Annotated in this window: 14 protein-coding genes and 1 pseudogene; 5 read left to right on the top strand and 10 right to left on the bottom strand. The window is 60.0% G+C overall.

The window, feature by feature from the left end; translation table 11 throughout:
• The first annotated feature begins 33 nt into the window (after positions 1 to 33).
• The 3 genes from AB4Z38_RS08925 to AB4Z38_RS08915 are packed head-to-tail and all read left to right on the top strand — an operon-like array spanning position 34 to position 5175.
• Positions 34 to 2145, top strand: coding sequence for a Mu transposase C-terminal domain-containing protein (locus AB4Z38_RS08925; RefSeq protein WP_441429374.1), 2112 nt, complete (start codon positions 34 to 36; stop codon positions 2143 to 2145).
• Positions 2142 to 3218, top strand: coding sequence for a TniB family NTP-binding protein (locus AB4Z38_RS08920; RefSeq protein WP_441429373.1), 1077 nt, complete (start codon positions 2142 to 2144; stop codon positions 3216 to 3218). The genes AB4Z38_RS08925 and AB4Z38_RS08920 overlap by 4 nt, the downstream gene beginning before the upstream one ends.
• The gene (locus tag AB4Z38_RS08915; protein WP_441429372.1) at positions 3208 to 5175 is read left to right on the top strand and encodes a zinc-ribbon domain-containing protein; all 1968 of its coding nucleotides are present in this window, start codon (positions 3208 to 3210) and stop codon (positions 5173 to 5175) included. The genes AB4Z38_RS08920 and AB4Z38_RS08915 overlap by 11 nt, the downstream gene beginning before the upstream one ends.
• A 495-nt stretch (positions 5176 to 5670) precedes the next feature.
• Here the strand turns inward: AB4Z38_RS08915 and AB4Z38_RS08910 are convergent, their stop codons facing one another.
• The 3 genes from AB4Z38_RS08910 to AB4Z38_RS08900 form a co-directional block, all read right to left on the bottom strand.
• Complete coding sequence (locus AB4Z38_RS08910) at positions 5671 to 6876, bottom strand: AlbA family DNA-binding domain-containing protein (protein ID WP_441429371.1); 1206 nt, start codon at positions 6874 to 6876, stop codon at positions 5671 to 5673.
• Positions 6877 to 7263: 387 nt separating this feature from the next.
• Positions 7264 to 8562, bottom strand: coding sequence for a HEPN domain-containing protein (locus tag AB4Z38_RS08905; RefSeq protein WP_441429370.1), 1299 nt, complete (start codon positions 8560 to 8562; stop codon positions 7264 to 7266).
• A 411-nt stretch (positions 8563 to 8973) separates the two neighbouring features.
• Positions 8974 to 9447: a hypothetical protein gene (locus AB4Z38_RS08900; RefSeq protein ID WP_441429369.1), complete on the bottom strand. Its 474-nt coding sequence runs from the start codon at positions 9445 to 9447 to the stop codon at positions 8974 to 8976.
• Between the two features lie 28 nt (positions 9448 to 9475).
• Between AB4Z38_RS08900 and AB4Z38_RS08895 the strand changes: the two genes are divergently transcribed.
• Positions 9476 to 10159 carry a DUF6308 family protein gene (locus AB4Z38_RS08895; RefSeq protein WP_441429368.1) on the top strand — a complete coding sequence of 228 codons (684 nt, stop codon included), beginning with the start codon at positions 9476 to 9478 and terminating at the stop codon, positions 10157 to 10159.
• A gap of 129 nt (positions 10160 to 10288) precedes the next feature.
• Here AB4Z38_RS08895 and AB4Z38_RS08890 read toward each other — a convergent pair whose 3' ends face one another.
• From AB4Z38_RS08890 to AB4Z38_RS08870, 5 genes are all read right to left on the bottom strand, one after another.
• On the bottom strand, positions 10289 to 11212 hold the full coding sequence (locus AB4Z38_RS08890) for an endonuclease NucS domain-containing protein (RefSeq protein ID WP_441429367.1): 924 nt from the start codon (positions 11210 to 11212) through the stop codon (positions 10289 to 10291).
• Between the two features lie 451 nt (positions 11213 to 11663).
• Positions 11664 to 12626, bottom strand: a complete 963-nt coding sequence (locus AB4Z38_RS08885) for a beta family protein (protein WP_441429366.1) — start codon at positions 12624 to 12626, stop codon at positions 11664 to 11666.
• A 1-nt stretch (position 12627) separates the two neighbouring features.
• Entirely contained in the window at positions 12628 to 13323 is a 696-nt protein-coding gene (locus tag AB4Z38_RS08880) for an ABC transporter ATP-binding protein (RefSeq protein ID WP_441429365.1), read from the bottom strand.
• Positions 13323 to 15596: a bacteriocin-associated integral membrane family protein gene (locus tag AB4Z38_RS08875; RefSeq protein ID WP_441429364.1), complete on the bottom strand. Its 2274-nt coding sequence runs from the start codon at positions 15594 to 15596 to the stop codon at positions 13323 to 13325. The genes AB4Z38_RS08880 and AB4Z38_RS08875 overlap by 1 nt, the downstream gene beginning before the upstream one ends.
• A 162-nt stretch (positions 15597 to 15758) precedes the next feature.
• Positions 15759 to 16061: a lactococcin 972 family bacteriocin gene (locus AB4Z38_RS08870; protein WP_441429363.1), complete on the bottom strand. Its 303-nt coding sequence runs from the start codon at positions 16059 to 16061 to the stop codon at positions 15759 to 15761.
• 642 nt (positions 16062 to 16703) lie between these two features.
• Between AB4Z38_RS08870 and AB4Z38_RS08865 the strand changes: the two genes are divergently transcribed.
• Positions 16704 to 17372: a ScbR family autoregulator-binding transcription factor gene (locus AB4Z38_RS08865; RefSeq protein ID WP_441429362.1), complete on the top strand. Its 669-nt coding sequence runs from the start codon at positions 16704 to 16706 to the stop codon at positions 17370 to 17372.
• Positions 17373 to 17713: 341 nt separating this feature from the next.
• Here AB4Z38_RS08865 and AB4Z38_RS08860 read toward each other — a convergent pair whose 3' ends face one another.
• Both AB4Z38_RS08860 and AB4Z38_RS08855 read right to left on the bottom strand, forming a co-directional pair.
• Positions 17714 to 18385, bottom strand: a complete 672-nt coding sequence (locus AB4Z38_RS08860; RefSeq protein ID WP_441429361.1) for a DNA alkylation repair protein — start codon at positions 18383 to 18385, stop codon at positions 17714 to 17716.
• A 119-nt stretch (positions 18386 to 18504) separates the two neighbouring features.
• A pseudogene (locus AB4Z38_RS08855) lies at positions 18505 to 18887 on the bottom strand (HNH endonuclease signature motif containing protein); the annotation flags it as partial.

Below are 18887 nucleotides of genomic sequence, written 5' to 3'. Positions count from 1 at the left end.
CGTACCGATTACAGTGGCCTAGCAGGTGAGGAAATGATAAGGAACGTATTCCAGGCCGGAGACACGGTGACCTACCTAAAGCGGCAGTGGGAGATCACGCACTTTGGCGTCTCCCTGCTGGGCCTGTTGGACGTTGACACCGGAGAACACGTGACTGCGTCGGTTGCCAGAGTGGCCGAGGAGAATCCCGCGGAGGACCGGCTCGTGCGGCGGATAGCCCAACTGAACACCGCCGAGTCCGAAGCAGCCCGCACGGGGAAGACCGCCGAGCGTCAAGCGGAGCTCTTAAAGGATGTCGATCGTAGGCAGGCAGATATCGAGGAGGTCGCGCTTGGCCGGGCTTATGGCGCCAGTGATTACCGGGAAGGTTATGGACCGGGCTCTTCACAGTGGTCCAGAGCCGGACTCAAGGAAGCCGAGCTCAGAGCCCTTGGCGAGCAATTGAAGGACCGCGATCCTGAGTTCGCGAAGAAGCTGGCCATGTCCCGTTCGGCTTTATTCCGCCTCGCGACAGCCTACCTGCAGGACGGCCCGGCATCCCTGCTTGACGGCCGGAGAACCCGCAATTACCGGGTCACGGACAATGTCGCGCCCGAAGTGTTGGAGACCTGTGCGACGGTCAACCGAGAGCGTGTCCATGCCCCCCGGGTGACCAGGGACCAGCGGGTGGCCATAGTCAAGATGCGCATCGAAGAGAACTATCCAAAACGGACGTTCAGCGTTCCGGGAGACCGCAGGCTTCGCCGGATTCTGAAGGAGCTCTCCAAGGGCATGTACCTGGACGGCGACGCCGGAAACGCCGACTCGGCCGCGAATGTTCCCGACAGGGTCTTCCGGACGCGACCGGCGCTGCTGCCGGGCTCGGAGATGCAGGTCGATTCCACACTGTTCGACATCTTGCTGATCTTCCCGGACGGCTCGGAAAGACGACCTGATGCCGCCATGATGAGTGACAGGGCGACCCACTGTGTCGCTGCGTTCGCTCTCGCCAAGAAGATCTGTGGGGCGGATCTGGCGTTCATGATCGCCCAGTCGATGACGCCCCGCCCGCGTTTTGATGTGCCGCTGGAACTGAAGAATCTCTGGGAGATGAAGCGCAGGGACCTGCCCTGGATCGAGATGTTTGACCCGGCGGAACGGGAGCGATTCGATGCGATGGTTCCGTTGTTCCGGCCCAGGCTGATCATGACCGACAACGCGAGGGATTACCGGTCCCGGACGGTCGACGGGGCCGGGCGGATGATCGGCTTCACCATCGTCAGATCGGCGCCCTACACCCCGACCGACAAGGCTATAGCCGAGAACTTGTTCGGGACGATCAAGAAGAAGTTTTTGGCGAAACTGCCCGGGTTCACCGGCGGTTCGGTGTCGAGCAGGGGCAAACGAAAGTGGAAGAGAAGCGAGCTTCTCACGTTGTGGGAGTTCTCGTGGCTGCTGGACCGGTGGCTCGTGCACGGCTGGCACAACACCCCGACTGAAGGTCTGCGCGACCCGCGTCTGGGCGGCGGCCCGCTGCTCAGCCCGATCGCCGAGTACGAAGCCATGTCTCCCTACGTCGGGTTCATCCCAAAACCCCTGAGCAGGAACGACCGCATTGGGCTTCTGCCGATGCTTTCCCGCACCATCCAGAACGACGGCATCCAGATCGAATACCGGATGTACGACGCCCCGGAATTGGGCGTGCTCCGGAGGCGGACGTCCGGCACAACACTGGACGGACAGTGGGAAGTTCATTACATGCCTGCAGACCCCCGAATGGTATGGGTCTATGACCCCGATACCGGAAACTACATCGATTGCGAATGGAAGGAAGACCGGCTGGACATTCCATTCAATAGCGAAATTCGCACGTTGGCCCTCCAAATCCTCGATGACGGTCGCGTGGATCCGGCGTTCACCTCCTCTGAGACGACCATGAGCTTCATCGAAGTGGCCCTGCAGGAGCTGAGGCGCCAGCGCAAGAAGCAGGCCGAAATGGACACCGAACGTGAGATCCAGGGCCTGCAGCGGGGGATCCATCCGAATATTGACACCGTCCTAGGTCCGGAGGGGTATGTGTCTGAGACCCCTGACGAAGGAAACGACGAGTCCGACGATGAAGATGACCTGGAAGGATTCGAGGGTGTGAACGGGGCGAGCAGGTGATCGAATACCCTCTTCGCGTGCGCAGCGGCCGGGACCTTAAGTATCACAAGGGCTTCATCGAGGAGCTGCTGGACCTGGGAACCGGGATGCATATGGTGAGCACCGCGGAGTATCGGGCCATGGGGCCGCAGGAGCGCAGCACCTACAACGACACCCGCCGCAAGGTTGTCACCAGGGGCATCATGGTCAGGAACGACTCCTACCTGAACGTGCAAGCCGTGGTTGTCCGGGTCATGCGGGAACACCAATATGCCAGTGGCGGCGGACACGGGGTCCTCGTGTCCGCAGACTCCTACACGGGCAAGACGACCGTGGCTCGCATCCTCATGCTGGACTTACTGACGCAACGCCTTCGTGACGATCCCGACTGCGTACATCGTGGTGAGGTCCCTGTGGCCTACGTGAACCTTCCCTCAACGGGAACACCGCTTGGACTTTACCGGATGCTCGCCGAGTTCTACGGCCTTCCGATCGGAAAGCGCGAGACCGAGGCAACGCTGGAGCACATGGTCCAGCACGCCGTCAATCGGTGCCGCACCGAGCTGCTTGTCATCGACGACGTTCACAACCTCAAATACGGCGGCGCGCACTCGCGGAAGGTCAGCGCAGCCATCCGGCGGCTAGGAGATGACATCGATTGTCCCATCCTCCTGGCCGGCATCGCGCTTGAAAAAACCAATCTGCTTATCGACCGGGAAGGAGCTCAAATCTACGAGCGCTACCGGTCAGCCGAGATGGCCTCGTATGAGACGAGGCGCTCGGTAGCGTGGCGAAAACTTGTCAAGGGCCTCATTGATGAGTTACCCCTCTTTGGCGACAATCAACCGGGCCGGATTGCTTTGGCAGCTGAGCTTTTTGATCTCGCCAAAGGACGCATCGGCAATCTGAACTCAATCCTTAGCCGCGTAACTCTCGACCTCATCGACGCAGACGACCCGAAAAGGGAAGTCATCACCAGTGGCCTGGCACAACGCAAAGCCGCAGAGATCACCGAAGAGAACCGCTTCAAGGACGCAACCCGCGAGGAGGCCGGTCGCCGTCGCGCTGATCGGAAGGAGCGCCATGCGGCCTGACCAGGCCGGCCGGCTGCCCCTCCTATTGGTGCCAGAACCGGTCCCGGGGGAAACTGTCCCCAGTTACGCTTCTCGAATTGACGCAGCCACTGCCGCCCCTGCAGGCCACCTCTGGCGTCTTGCCGTGGCGAAATACCTACAGGGCGAAGGCCTCCCGACTGGCGGCCATGTCGATAACGATGTCGCTGAGCAGGCAGTCCTCGTGCTTTGCCGCGAATTGGCAGGAAGCCGGGCCGACCAGCTTGCCTTACTCGGACGCCCGATGAGAACTGCATGGCATGCATGCCTCTTTTGCACAGCAGGAGAGGTCATCGCAATTCACCCCGAAGCCGCACAACTTGTGTGTCCCCTTCACCAGACGTGGACCGGACCGACGATGGGCAAGTCCCGCCAGCTGTTTTGGGTAATGACGCAGCCCGCGCCAACACACTCCCAACCTGTCGATGGTGAGATCGCCAAGGCGGCCGCGAGGATACTCCTAAGTGGCGCAAACCCCCTTATCGTCAACGAAGCTTTTCGACGGGCGGCATCCGCGGTCGGGCACAAATCGGACGGCATGATTGTGCCGGGATACCTGCCCACAGCGGCAGCGATCCTCGAAACAGTCACGAACGCTGAGGCCGTTCGTGCTGTTTGCGACGCGCACCGGCCGTACGGCTCCGCCTACGACGTCGTCGCCCACAGGATGGAGCAGGCTTCCAATCCGTCCGCAGACGCCGGAACCGACCAAGCATGGCTGATGCTCAGATGGACGGCGGCGGCGGCCCGGTATCGCTGGGAAGGGGAGTTGAACGCAGAAGAGCCGTTACCCCTCGTCGATCCTATCCAACCCGAATCCCGCACCAGAGGCCCGCTTCAACCTTTCCGTAGCTATTTGGACTGCGTTCGCACAAGCGGGCGAAGAGACGACCAGTGGTGGGATGACCGCTACCGTCAGATAGAACCAGGTCCTCTCTACATGTGCCCGGAGGGACACGTGCAGCGACGGCGCCCGCACAAGGACCACTGGCATGGCCTATATCAGTCCTCTTGCTCGATCTGCTCAGGTCGAACAATCATCCCGGGATACAACTCCCTCGCCGACAAGATGCCTTGGCTTGTCGACGAGTGGGACCGCGAAGCAGGTCCAGGGCCGTCGCCATGGACGGTGGGTCCGGGCAGCGGCCAGATGGGACACTGGGTATGCCCGCAGAACCACCATTATGACGCGATTTTTTCCAACCGCGCCCGGCTTGGAAGCGGCTGCCCTCACTGCGGGTTTCGGAAGCTACTCCCAGGTACTAACGACCTCGCCAGCACACACCCGCGGCTTGCATTGCTTTGGGACCCGGATGCCGGCAACGAGAAGTCACCTAGGGAGCTCAGCCCCGGCAACTCGAGGGACCGGATAGTCTGGCGCTGCCCCCGGGGGCACCCGTTTGTGCGGACACCGGCAAGTCTCGTCGCCTCTGGGGGACGCTGCCAGATTTGCCGGGGCTACATTCTGCTGCCAGGTATCAACGATCTCGCTACACTGCGCCCTGACGTCGCAACACAGTGGAACTACGACCGAAACGGAACACTTAGACCGGACCAGGTGAAGCCAGGCTCAACGAAGGTGGTCTGGTGGGTATGCCCAAATGGCCACGAGTTCCCGGCGAGCGTGATCTCCCGCTGCAAATATCCCATACTCACGTGCCGTGTTGAAACAGGAAGAATTTTGGTCCCCGGCGTCTCCGATCTTGCTACAAGAGAGCCGCGGCTGGTCCGTGACTGGGATTACGACCTCAACGAACGCCAGCCTGATGAAATGGTACCGGGGAACGCTAAACATTATTGGACCTGCCCCGCCGGCCACACCCAATACGTCACGGTATCGAACCGACGCCGGGCGGGTGGATGCACCAGATGCCCGCCGGGTATGAGGGCCATACCTAAGACGATGAAGAACCACCTGCGGGCGTGGGACGGTGAGTAGGAAGGAGGATGCAGTGCTTGATCGCGTTTCGGTATTGGAAGGTCCATCTGTGGTGGCGTAATACTCGGTCCGCTCCTTCGACCGAGTACTACGCGGTGAGTGGACTTTCGGGGGCGAGCGTCTGCGCCAATGGCGAATCGTCTTAGGTCTAAGTCACGAAACGGCAGCGGAGAGGGCCAACGTCTCCATGCTTCCATTGCGTGGCATTGAGCGCGGAGATCCCGGGCGTCCGGCTGGGGAGCTTCCTTGCCCTGGCCGAGGCACTAAACTTCACTGACCGGCTCGCAGAAGGAACGGATCCCCTCACACTGATCTGGGACGGCTACGCGTCCAACTGCTTAGCGGTAAGCGTGCCCAACGAAGCAAGTCAGTCGCAAGGAGGTCTGGCTACAGCCCCTCACCCGTCGCGCTTGGCCGAGGCAGGCTCGATTCCAGTCCGAACTGATTGAGGATTGCCGACGCTACCTCCCAGGCGGCTGTGGCTAGCACACCCTGTTATTCCGGATGAGGGACCGTCACGGAGGCTAGCTGGGTGAGGCGAATCCTTCTGCTCCAGTCTGGCTCACCGGTGACCCCGTTCGGGTTTCGCCAGACAGGGGAGAATTTTCTGTCTGTTGCGGTCGGTCCGACCATGCGTGCCCTGATTTCAACAGCGCTGTTATTCATAAGGAAGGTGCTGAGCGCCCCGACTAGCCCGACGAAGTCGGCCGCCGCGGCATCGACAGCGTTGGCTGCGAAGTAGATACCGTCGGGCTTGGAAGCCTCAGCCAGCTTCCAGGACAGGTCCACGGCCAAAGCACAGGAGCCGTCGAAGTGCTGTTCCAGGTAAACCGGCCGGAGGCTATTTTGGTCTGCGGTGCTTTGGAAATTGCTCATCACCCACCGCCTGTACCCGCACCTTGGATTGTTTCCCGCCGACTCTAAGGACCTGAGCACTTCGACCGACGGATTGAGCGTATTCTGAATAGTCAGGCCGGATCTAAGGGCTGCGGTCGCCAGATCTGTTGCCTTATGCCTGTCCATAATGGGCTGGCCACGGAGTTTTCGGGCGGGCGCCGCGGCCATCACCAGCCACGCGCGCGCTTGATCTTCCCTAAAGCACTGATCTGTGACGAACTCTAGCATCTCCTCAAGTCTGTTCGAGAAGCCTTCGTGGCGTCCGAAACGTTCCCGGTAGGCGTGAGCAACCTGGTGTTCCTCCATCCACATCGTGTCGGAGCCGATCCTCTCGGGAATCACAGCCGTACGCTGATTCTTCTCTTTTTCGGCCGTTCCATAGATGAAGTGCGGAGCCACCTCGCTGGCGGGAACGTCGACTATGAGAAGTAGTCTTTCACCGTCCGACTCTTTAAGCTCGTAAAACGTCACCCCGTCAACATAAGGTCGCACCCGGTTGTTCAACTGTTGAGTTAGAGATCTGATATTTGCCGGAGCCACAGCCCGCTCTTCGACGCCAACAAGCTCGCCGTCGTCGGTTATTCCGTATACGAGTAGGCCACCGGCGGTGTTGGCCATGGCCACCACATCCTTGACGAATTCGCTCCATTCGCCGGCGCCCGGTTTAGAAGGCAGCTGGCGTTTCCAGTCGAGGTTCTCGGCCTCTTCCAGACCTCCCTCTGCGGCTTCACATACCTGTTCAAAGGTGAGTGGCCCCGGCGCGATGCCGAGATGTTGATGGATGCGGGTAAAAGGGGTGGCCATGCTCTGATCCTGTCCGTAGAGGGAACGGTGAATTCGTGCCGGTGCAACCGTTGAAGTTGTGGAGGCTGGGTCGCACGCAGCGGATTCAGCGTCGACGACCAAGTTTTGCGGTCCACCCTAGTCTTTACCGCATTCTGCAGATGCGTCCGAACGAGGTCTTCGAGTCGAGGTTTGCCCTTTAAGGACGAGGACCATAAATATGTCCAGGGAGTCGTTCTGAGTCCGAAATATCCTCTAGTCGTATGAGTGCCTCGCCGCGGAGGACCTTGGTCATGCGGTCGTAGCCCGGGCGATCGGGCCGGTTCCGGCCATGGACGCTGCGGTCCGACGCGTAGAACCCCACTGCGAATCCCAAATTGGGCCACTATTCCCCTGACAAGGCATAATTCACAATCTCCCTTGCACGTCCTTTTGGGCATCAACAGGGCAACCTAAGACTCGGAGCAAATGAGCCCAGACGACGCCCTCAAGTACCCGAACAATTGCATGAAGATCGTCGGCGTCGTATCCGCGGTTTCCATGCGCCAGGTCATTGCGTATTGTTCGCAAGGCGCCCAACAGACCTGGATCTTTTGGACAACTATCCCGGACCATCCTGACAACTGGGGTCTGCTCAAGTTGAGGCCTGACATCAATCGGGACGCTTTCAAGCACAGCCTTCAGTCTTTCGTCGAGACCTGAGATTGGCTGCTTCATCAAAAAAGACTTTAAGAACTTGATGGATTTCTGACAGAGGACGCCAGAGCCCTCCACAAGGACCTCGTCGCGCAATTTCTGATGCCTTTCAACTCGTCCAGCCCATTCAGCCTCATTTTCGGCTCCGTGGAGTCCTTCGATGGCTTGTATAAGTACCAGAAACCGCGAACGAGGGTGTTGAAGTGGTGCGAACATCATGGATCCGTAAGACTCCAGCAGAGGATGATGATGACTGTCGAGTTCTTGCCAGCGTCGGAGAAGGCCCAAGAGTGAGAGCCCCGTCGTCGAGAGGCGGAAAGCGACTTTCGTTTTTCTAACATCATCTCCGCGTGACGAGTACGGCATTTGGTGGATCGCTGTGCCGTAGACCTGGAATCCGGACTTGGGCTCGTCTGCAGGTTGCCCTCCAGCGACCCCGACTGCGAGGTAGGTTATTTTCCCCTGCCGCCCGGTTGATAATGCAACGATTCGCCGAAGCGGTTCAATCCAGTCGGTGAAAACTGACACGAAAGCAAGCGGTGCGGTGAACCGGATGAGTACTACTGGGCTGAAGGCTACGCGAAAGAAGTAGGGTTCGGGGGCCGACATCGAGTTGTGGAAGCGAAGCTCAACCTCGGCCTCGGCATCTTCCCAAGTGCTGGTACTCTCGGGGTTTCCGACTGCGCCGTACGACCAATCCAAATACCGCGTTTCATTCATGACAGCGGTGGGTAACTGGAAAGTCTTCAGCGGCCCTTCCGAACTAACCGCATCCAGTCCTTCCACTTGAACCTCAACATCGGTCAACAAGGGGGCGTCATCGGGTATGGGATGCGTGCCGATTAGCGCGGCGCGCGAATGAATCACTGCCCTTTCGGGGAACCAAATTTCTACAACCGATTCAACAAGCACGATGTGCAGTCCGTTGATCAGCCGACCACGGATAGCGTCGTGCTCGTAGCGCTGGGGAAACGACATTCCAGCCTGCCCCACCTCCTTCCCTTCCGCCACGATTGGAACATCGCCATATACGTTTGCGAGGGGCTGAGCATCGGCTGTCAGCTCAATGTCCCCCTGCCGGTAAGGTCACCTCAATTCAACCCCAGACGGCAGTAGAAGCTGTAATCCCGCCAGCGTCGCAAAGGACGGATCCGGTTGGCCCTTCAAAGCAGTTGGCAGTGGCCTGATGTACTCGTCCGGCTGGAACATTGGCATCGCCGGGGCGCGCACCCTTCGTGGCCCCGTTTCACTGAATGGCGTCCCTGATTCGGGAGGTGGGTCTAGAATCTTCTTCGCCGCTTTGTGCAGCAAGGGCGAGCGGTTCAGCGCAGCCGACCATAGCGCTATCGGGTCAAGGCCTGCTTCAACTAGAGGCCACAGCGAAACTTCGTGGAATCTCACAGAGCAGGATACGCTGATTCATCACCTTGCAAGGAGCGTTGCCCGCACTTCAGCCAATGCGGCGTGATAAACGGGGTAGGTCCGCCAGATGGGAATCCTGCTGACAGGATCCTCTTTCCTCTCATTGACGAAAGTGCCTGCGGCAGAATTGTGACCAACGCCTGAAAGCGGCGCGAATTCGAAGAGCTTGAACTGCCTGACTGTGACATCGATGAAGAACAGTGTCGCGGGGCCACTTCGCAATTCAAGCCAAGTGTGGCCTGCAGGCCCCAACCACGATCTCGGGATGACCTCCGGTGAGGCCGCACCATTCACATATGTCCAGTCGCCCAGGTCGCGGTCAAGCAGGACGTGGCCTATGACGAAGGATGCGAGGTCGCAGGAATTGCGGGGAAAGTCCTTCAGCCATAGCGACGTGGAAGCCTGACAGACTTTCAGGGCCGCCAGGGATTCGTCAACTGCCCGATCGATGTGGGCGACATCAAATGCGGTCACATTTCGCATTGTATTTTAGAGTTTCCGCATGAGCGAAATGTTGACCGTGGGCGGTCTCGAAGTGAAGACAAGCAAAGCCGAGAAGTGGATGGCTCGGTACGTGCAGACCAATTCGGGTCGATGGTCCTACCCGGCATACGACGGCTATCCGGGCAGCCCCTCGCGGCTACTCGGGGAGCAGGACTTGCTGGCCACTTCGCTCCTGAACGCTCATCAGAAGCCGATTACCTCTTACTACACCTTGCACAAGCTTTTGCCCGAGTTGAATAGACGACTAGAAAAACTCGGGACTTCGCACTCTCTCATTGGGGCCGACAAGAAAACAATTGCTGCGATAGCAAACCTCTTCGGGGTGCTTGACACCGTTGAGACTCCGCAGGTGGGGCTAACCAAGCTTTCCAAAGTCTTGCATCGAAAGCGCCCCGGACTCATTCCCCTTTACGACAAGAACATCAAGCGCGTCTACTTCGAAGCGGGCACGCCGACCAGAGTGTCCTTTGTCCCGGGAAGAAGCTGGGAAGGCTATGCAAAAGTATGGATCGAAGCCGTCCAGGAGGACCTTACAACTCAAATCGAACAATGGCAGCACCTGGCGAGCCTTGCCACGGCCCCGACAATCCTCCCATTACGGGCTCTTGACATCGTTGCCTGGGGGATGGGGGAGACTCGCAACCCTCCTGCCGAGTTCCACACCTCCGAACAAAACGGCTGATTTCTTCGTAAGAGTTCCGCGAAGGTTACCATGGCCGGTCCCAGGGGTAGCCGAGGCGATGAATGTCGCGGGACGGCCGTCAGGGGTCTGGATGTCGATTCCGAGTGCCTGAACAGCGCGGATCAGGTCTTAGGATTCCAGATGGAACTCGACCCTGCAGCGCATGAACCTGATGTTCTGGGCGATTGAGAGCGCGCGGCGGATCTTCTTGTCGTCCTCCTGGGCGATGATCAGACCCTCGACACTCTGGCCCTGTTCAAGCAAGACGTCCTGGACGAAGCCCATGTATCGCTGAGTCTGTCCGACTACGACGTCGCTCGCGCGTCCGCGCTTCAGCTCGATGACGAGCAGCCGGGTCCGGTCCTTGCTGGTAGAGAGGATGTCGAGCGGACCGGTGTCGGTCGGGAACTGCTGGCCCCCGATGCCGTCAACTTCGTATATGTCGTACTCCCGGCCCAGAGGGGTGTTGCGCCAGTTGTGCACCAGGAAGTCTTCGAGCTGCTTTTCCATTTGGAACGCGAGCTGTTCTTCAACCTCGGATTCGAGCGCCTCAACGGTGGGCTGGGATGAGTCGGCCCGGTTGGTCAGCTGGGCGAGTTCGACCTTGTGGGCGGCCAGCTGGAACACCGTCATCTGAGACCTCGTTGACGAGGCGAGAGCGGGGCTCATGTCATCGCGGCTGAAGGATCCCTGCCAGTCGACGCGGCGACGGTGGGGCAGGTCTGTCCCCGGGAGGTATTCGTAGCCGCCGCTGACCCTGCCGTACTCGTAGGCCCGGCCCGGCTTTGGAGCCAGGACTATGTCGCCCTCGGCGATGGCCTCGCAGGCCGCGTGCAGATTGCCCATGCAGAGTGAGGCTGTACTTCGCGGCATACCCGGATTGATCTCCTGGTAGATGCTGGTCATCGTCGCACGGAAAGCTTCAGGCCCGGCGCCGAGCTGTGCCCTGATGTCGTATATGCCGACGAATTCAACACCTACGTACCCGGCCTCGATCATTTCCGCTGCGTTGATGCCGCCGGCGCCCTGACGGACGACCCAGTATTCAGTCACTTTTCGCCAAGCCGACAGGTCTGCCGGAGGCCCGTCTAGTCATTAGCCTTTGTATTTACAGCACAGATGCGGCTCCGATGGGCAAGGAAGCCGAGGTCACCAACGAGGCCGGAATGGGATTCATATTGATCACCTGGAGCATCCAAGTTATGCACTTTCTTCAATGCGTCCCTGAAGCGATCACAACAACCTGCACAGCATAGGCGGCGTGTTTTTCGCGTCGGAACTGCACCTGACCGATTCGGAAAGAACTTAGGGAACCGGGGCCACAAACTTCCAATTAGGGAGGCCGCGATGACCTGGCTCGCAGCCACGTGCCTCCGCTAGATCCCGCCGATTCCTTGTTGGAAGTTCTTCCAAATTGATCTACATCTCTCAGGCTCTCTTCTGGGCGGCTGACTTGGGTCAATCAGGGAGAGTTCAAGCCTCTTGTGCCCTGGGCGCCCGGCATTCATTTGCCGGGCGCGGAGTAGACGCCACCTTTGTTTCGCACGACAAACGTGGCCCTGGGCTCCGCCGTCCTGGCTTTGCTCCGACGCCACGTCATGGGGTTGCCTGACGGTCCTCCGGACGCGGCAGCCTCGATCCAGGTTTCGGTCTTGGTCCGGATCGGGGTCCCGTACAGCGGGTGCTTGATGAGGGTCTTCAGCGCCGAGGCAACGGATGCGCCGCCCTTGCCTTTGCCACCTGATGCCTTGTAGAGCCCGCCGCGGACGAAAACCCAGCTGGGCTCAGCGGTGCACCGGAACGTGGCGCTGATGGTCAGCAGTTTGGGGTCGATGTGCAAGATGGCTTCGGGGTTGGCGACCAAGTAGTCAAAGAAGTCCGGCAACCGTGTGCCGGTGCCTTTCAGTCCGCGATAGCTGGTGGTGTACTGGTCCAGCTCTGCTCGGGGGAGAACGAACGCACCCTGACCGGTCGGCAGGTCCTTCGGCCAGGAATGGCCGCCGGTCGTAATGGGACGCCAGCCAACAGACGGCGCTGCATGCATTTCGTTCTGAACTGCCGCGACAACCAGCGCATCGACTTTGGCCTCGAAATCCAGGAACAGGTCAACATCCCTGTGGGTGACGCCCACCGCAGCCATAAGCCTCGTGGATTCCGCCGCGTTGATCCCGGGCCAGTCGTTGGTTGTCAGGCGGATGCCTATACCGCGACTATTGGCGGTGTGGAGCGCTTTTGCGGCATCCAGGAGAGCGGGAGAGCTCTCGGGACTGACGAGCGGGATCAGCAGCAAGCCCAGCTTCTGAGCTTCGCTGACAATCCATTGCAGAGGGTGCTGGTTATGGACGTACCCTTCGTCATCCAACAGCGAAAGGTCGACGAAAGCGACTCGGTTGCCACGGGCGGCGAGCAGCTTCTTGGGCAGATCCGCCAGATGGTCGGTGGGGGACTTGGCGAACAGTATCGGCACCTCAGACGATGTCGTGAGCTGGTTGCTGAATGGGCTTGGTTCCAGCGGTGTCTTCAAGGCTGACGATGCGGTCGCACGCGTTGGCGACAACGCTGTCGTGTGTGACGATGACGATGGTTTTTCCGTAGTTCCGCATGCTGTTCAGGATGTCCAGGATGTGGTCCCTGTTCTCGGCATCCAGGGAACCGGTAGGTTCGTCGGCGAGTACGAGCTCGCAGGGTTTGAGCATGAGCCGTGCCAGCGCGAGCCTTTGCTGCTCCCCGCCCGAGAGTTCGTAGACCTTGCGGTCGGCAAAACCTTCCAGTCCTGTGCGGTGAAGGGAGGCCGAGCGAACGTCGGCGCGCTCGCTGCGGGGAGTCCGTGCGTACTTCTGGGCAACCCTCAGGTTGTAATCTGCGGTTTCACCATCGATCAGTGCGTAGTTCTGAAACAGATAGCCGAGCCGGTGCCGCAGGAGTTTCTCCGCCTGTTTGGATTTGACTCTTGGTGCGGGCCCGCCGAATAGCGAAACGGCTCCGGAGTCGAACGAATCCAGTAGTCCGATCATGTTCAACACCGTGGACTTGCCCGTACCGCTTTTGCCAGTGAGTGCGATCATCTCGCCCCGCCCGACCGTGAGGCTCAGGCTGTTGACGACCTTCCGACCACGGAAGGATTTGCTTACGTTCGTCAGCTCGCATATCGGTTCGTTATTCACTAGAACTCGCCTTTCAGTACGTCGGTTGTTCGTTTGTTCTCGATGAAGGCCAGAGCAAGGGCTGAGAAGACCAGTTCCAGCGCCAGGATGGTGCCAGCGGTGGCCATTACGACGGAGCCGCTGGCCGTCCCTGAGGCTGTAGCGGTGGCGAAGGGGGAGACGCCGGCGGCATTAAGCAGCAGGGCGCCGGCCAGTTGGATTCCCCAGACAAGTGCGAAGACTGTGAGGAACTCCTGGTAGCGACTGATGAAAGGCATTCCGAACAGCCGCCGCACGACGATGCGGCGGGAAAACCGCTCGAAGGTCAGCGTGAGGCACTGCAACGCCAGGGCAAGCATTGTCAGGAGCAGTCCTGCGGCCGTGATGGCGATGTTCCTGATTCCTTGCTGCAGGTATTCCACTTGGCCGAGTGCGTATTCGTTCATGGTGACCATGTGCAGGAGATTGTCGTCGAGCTTCAGATCTTTGAGCAGGGGGCTGAGTTCAGCCTGGGTGTCGGAGGTGCTGGCGTCCTTGAGCCTGATCTTCAGACCCGTCCCTGCAGCGCCGGTGATCATGTTGCTGCGGTCGATTCCTGCGCTGTTTGCTGTGGTCATGACTTGAATGATGGGGTCCATGACGACATTCCCGTCATCTGGGGCAACTGCGGGGTTGAAGCTGAAGACACGTTGGTTGTTGGCTGTCCAGACGATACGTACTTTTTGGGACTGGACTGCAGGGGGAACATCCCGCCCGAAGACGACCTTTTCGGCTTGCGCCACCCCTTGCCGGTTAGGGCCTCCGGTGCGCGATGCCGTGAAGTAGGACAGGATTTCGTCGCCGCGGTCGCTGTAGGACTCCGGGACCAACACCACCCAGTCGGTGTCGTTCTCCTGCACTGATGTGCGGTTCCCGTCGGCGGCCCTGATGGGGAACTCGTTGAGGTAGTTGGGGTTGACAAGCATGGAGCGGAAACCGCCTGGCTCCACCGGGTTGGCCAAGGCCGTCAGTTCGAAATTCGTGGAGTCGATGAACACTGAGCCCATCGCGTTCAAGGGTGAATAGAGGCCATAGACCTGGGCTTCAGTGGGGCCAGAGCGGCCGGTTTGGAGATCGATGAGGTCATTTCCGACACTGGTGGGGTAGTAGATGCCGTATTTTGAGGTCGACTGCCAGTGACCGAGAAGGGTGCTTTGCTGTTGGATCTGGGTGTATTGGGTCCACAAGCCGGCCGCGGTCACGACCAGCAGCATAGTGAAGGCGGCTTTGAGGACGGTGCTCGTAACGAAAAGGAGCCCTGTTTCCTTCCAGTTCTTGATGGCAGAAGAGACCTCCAACCTTCGGATGTAGATGCATGTCAATAACGAGGCCAGCACTGCGATCCCGGCGAGTTTGGTAATGCTGAGGGTTACGGCTGCGAGGAAGAGTGGTGTGCTGCCGGGGACCAAGAGGCATGCCACGACTATGACGGCCCCGGACAATGCCATCGTGAGGGTTACGAGGGATCCGGAAACCTGGAACCAGATCCTCAAGGTGCTGTAGCCGTGCAGTTTCAGTACCCCGGACCGTTTCGCTTCGTAAAGCTGGCGGTACACCAGGAGAATAACGACGAAGAAGACCAGACTGTACACGAGCACCATCAGCAGGGAAGCGGTGTTAGTTTGAAGTCCCCCGAAGGGAGCCGCGGTCGTTGTGAAGCCGGCGGCGGACCACCGTGTCGTCCCCAGCAAGTCATTGAAGTTCTGAGCCAGCGCTGCGGTGAACTCGTCACATGCGGCTCTCGTGCTGCATTCCACGTAGTAGGCCCCGGCCGCCGGAAGCGAATCAAACGCTGTCCGCAGGCCCCTGATGAAGACCCGGTCATTGCCGCCGAGGTCTTCCAGGACCCCCGCCTGCTGTGAATCCTCTGATACCAGTGAAGCGAGTACCGGACCCGCTTCGCGGGTATCGGAAGGACTCAGCACGTGGCCGCTACGCAGACGGAAGGAGTTCCAGAAACGCGTCTGTTCGGCTGCGAGCAGAACGTAGTGGGTCAGCTGAGGTTTGTCATCGCTGTTATAACCAATGGAAGTGCGGAAGACATTTACCTTGGCCGAATCCGCCGCCTTCTCGAGGGCGTTGAGCGCCACTACCGGGTCAGCGAGAGCTGCATCGCTTGGCACGTCAAAGGGGCGTGCGATGGACGCTGCTGCCTGCTGCATGCCGGTCCGCTCGGAGTTATCAACCTCGACAAAGGACACACCCGCTCCAGCGGCTGACAACAGGACGAGAAAAGCAACGAGAACCCACTTCATGAATGGAAACACCCTTCCGGGGTGATAGGCGCTGAACATTGTGACCGACTGAAACCGGGCCTGAGAGAAGACAAATGCGTTGCCGGCTCCAAGCCCGATTCCTTAGGCGTTAGCCGCCCCGATGCCCTACGTGGTCAGCGGTCACCCACGCGGCGGAAATGCCTAGTAGTTATTCCAGTACTGGGCTGCGCTTTCCCCGGACCCGCACTGGGTGTCGGCATTGGCCCACGAACCAGCGTTGGCGTAGATCTTGACGTTGTGAGGCCCTCCGATGGCCGTCGCAGAGTGGTACTGCGTCGGGTTCACATAGTGGGACCACACGTTTTTGAACCACGGAGCTTGGAACGAGGTTCCATAGCTCCATGTGCCGCCCCCGACGTTGACGATGGTGCCAGCCATCGCCGGTGCCGCTGAGGCAACCCCCAAACCAAGAACCAGTAAACCGATCTGTATCGGTCGTTTCATGACACTTCTCCTGTCTGATATCTGATGATCTTGTTGTCTCAGCGACTCCCAATATTGAAGGTGCGAGAGTGCCGTAAAACAAACCTTACGTCCGGTTTTCTTAAATGAGTCCACTTGTCGCAATATTTCGTGCGTTTCGGTTGGCGGGTTGCCGGCCTCGCCATGGCTTGGCAGATTCTTATTGGTGCGGATCAGGATCGCGCCAGATAGCCCCTGTGCCAGAGCGAAGCCTCCGTTGAGAGGCCAAAAGCCGGGGCTCCAGCCGGCAATTTCGTGGGGCTGAGTCGGATAACTCTGCTGTCACAGGTTCGGAGAACGTTACGTGTGCCTCGGGGCTTACCCCGTCGGGCCAGGTCGGCGTCAGGGCCGACATACGAGACCCCGTTGATCACAACCTCGATTCCGTCCCGAGCCGCGGAAAGGCTTGGCAAATCGCAATATATGACGGAATTGTCACACGCTCCGACGTTGTCGTAATGCCGTCTTGATAGGATCGATACGGCGGTATCGCTTGGGAATTCAAGGCACGCAGAATGCGGCTTCCTATAAATCCTGATGCCCCCGGCACCCGCTTCGGCTCACCGTCTTGTGGGCGCTGGCGTAGCAATCCACTCGTTTTTCGACCAGAGCTGAGGTTCATCGTTGGTCCTTCAAGATCGCGCAAAGGCAACGCGGGAGGCGATCATCGCCGGAGCGGCGCTGGTCTTCGAAGAGCATGGCTTCGGGACTGCTAGCGTTTCGCTCGTCGCTGAAGCAGCCCGGGTGACAAAAGGCGCCATGTACTTCCACTTTAAGTCCAAAGACGAGCTTGCCCGGGCGGTCCTGGACGAACAACACGCGATCACGGTGGCGACAGGAGAGCGCATTCTTGCGGAGAAGGCGCCGGCGCTGGAGACCATCATCCGGCTGTGCGGCGCGTTTGGGGCACTGCTGGCGACGGATGGCGTTGTCCGGGCCGGTATCAGGCTCACGCTTGAAGCGTCGGCGTTCGACCAGGACGTTCAAAGGCCCTACGAGGACTGGATAGCCATCATGGGCCGTCTTGCCGAGCAAGGCATCCAGGAAGGGCAAATCCGTCCATCCGTGGATCCGGCGTTCCTGTCCCGGTACATCGTTGCCTCGTTCACCGGGGTACAGATGGTTTCGAATGTTCTGACCGGACGCGAAGACGTCATGGACCGAATACAGCAAATGTGGGAGATATTGCTCCCAGGCATCACCCATGAGAGCTGGGCTGGATCCGACGTATCTGCTGCCTTAGTGACGACAACGCCGGTCCCGGCGCGAACGACTATGGGCGCCCAGGCTTGATACGCGCGACGGTGCGCATCAGTCCGCCACCGGCGGAGTGAACGCCGACCACCGCGATAAGGGCGCAACTGTCTTCAGTTAGGGATTCGACGACCACCTCGTGTTCTGCCTCTAGCTCGGCCAATGCCCATGCCTGCCCAGCAGGCCTGCGAGCGCGTCTTGTGTCGCCGAGTGGGCTTTAAGTCCACGTTCCGTGATGTTCGGATCTCGGTTGTGCTCGTCTCCTTGAAGCGGGCCAGCGAACGTACCCGCCCGGTCCGGCGCGCGGGCCAGTCCGACTCCCGCTGCGTTCGCCCGCGCTGGTGCATCGGGCGCAGCTTTGTTGTTTCCAGCCCCAATTCCTACTTACCGTCCTGTCGGCGCACCATTTCAGTGATCCAGATGGGCGCGAACGGAGAGGTGCAATTCGGGGGAGTCGGGTAATCCTTGAGCACCCCCAGGCGCTCACCGATGTCGATAGCGCGGGCGCGATACTCGGTGTGTTCGATCCCGATCTGGGCCAGACAGTGGTTCATGGCCCATTGCAGGCGGTCCGGTGCGTCTTTCATCTCCTTGTCGATCACGTCGAGCAGTCGTGCGAGGTCCAGGCCCTCGGGATTCTTGACCGCGCGTTCAGTGGTCAGTGCCCAGCCGGCACTCGCGACCACTGGATCCGGATCGGTGAACCAGGCAAGGCGCAGCTCCTCGCAGTGCGGGTTCTTCTTCACCACGTAGTTCACGAGCCAGTCGTGAACTTTCGGCGTGCGCGCCTGGCGCAACATGACGTCCAGCTCATGGCGCTCGAACGCCTTCGGGCGGCAGATCAGGATAGCGAGCAGTCTCGCTGCCGTGTCATCCGTCGCCCAGAGCTGGTGTGCGAGTTCCTGCTGCGTCTTCAACCGCTTGGCGAGCGCGCGCAGTTTGCCGAGGTTCACACCGTGATCGTCACCGTGTTTCTCATTCACCTCGCGGGCTCTCGGGTCCTCAAGGGCGGCCAGCTCGGCCACTATCTCGTGCACGGTCGTCTCGGTCACCGCAGCCTCCTGCTCATCACTTGTGGGGTCGAGCCTACTAGCAGGCGCGCCTGTGCTGCGCCGTCATGAGGGCGTTCAGGGGCGGCAGGACTGTGTCCCTTTTTGAAGGTTTTGGTCGGTCAGGCGTCTTGGTACGCGGCGCATTCCGGGAAGGGGTCGTTCACGAAACCTGGCTCGCCGGGATCGTCTGGCCAGCCGGGGTCGTAGGTGTCCTCGGTGTCGGCGTCGTCGCCGGGCCAGGGGTGTGTGGCCGTGAAGGCGTGCCAGTCCGGGAAGGGATCCGGGGGCGGTTCCGGTTCGGGATAGGTGGGCAGGTCTTGGTCCGGTGGGGTGTCGGTCTCCGTGTCGGTCTGGGTGGTCGGGGTGTGGGGTGGCCAGCGGGGTGGTTCCCAGTCCTGGTGTTCGCTGGCGTAGCACCGTTGCGTCGGTGATGTCCACCCGGGCGGGTGGTCTTTGCTGGCCGGGGCGGGGGTCCATCCGGATCCGTGTTTGAGGCGGTGGT

The sequence above is a fragment of the Arthrobacter sp. 2RAF6 genome, from assembly GCF_052115205.1.
Classification (GTDB): domain Bacteria; phylum Actinomycetota; class Actinomycetes; order Actinomycetales; family Micrococcaceae; genus Arthrobacter.
This window is presented reverse-complemented; position numbering and strand designations above follow the sequence as displayed.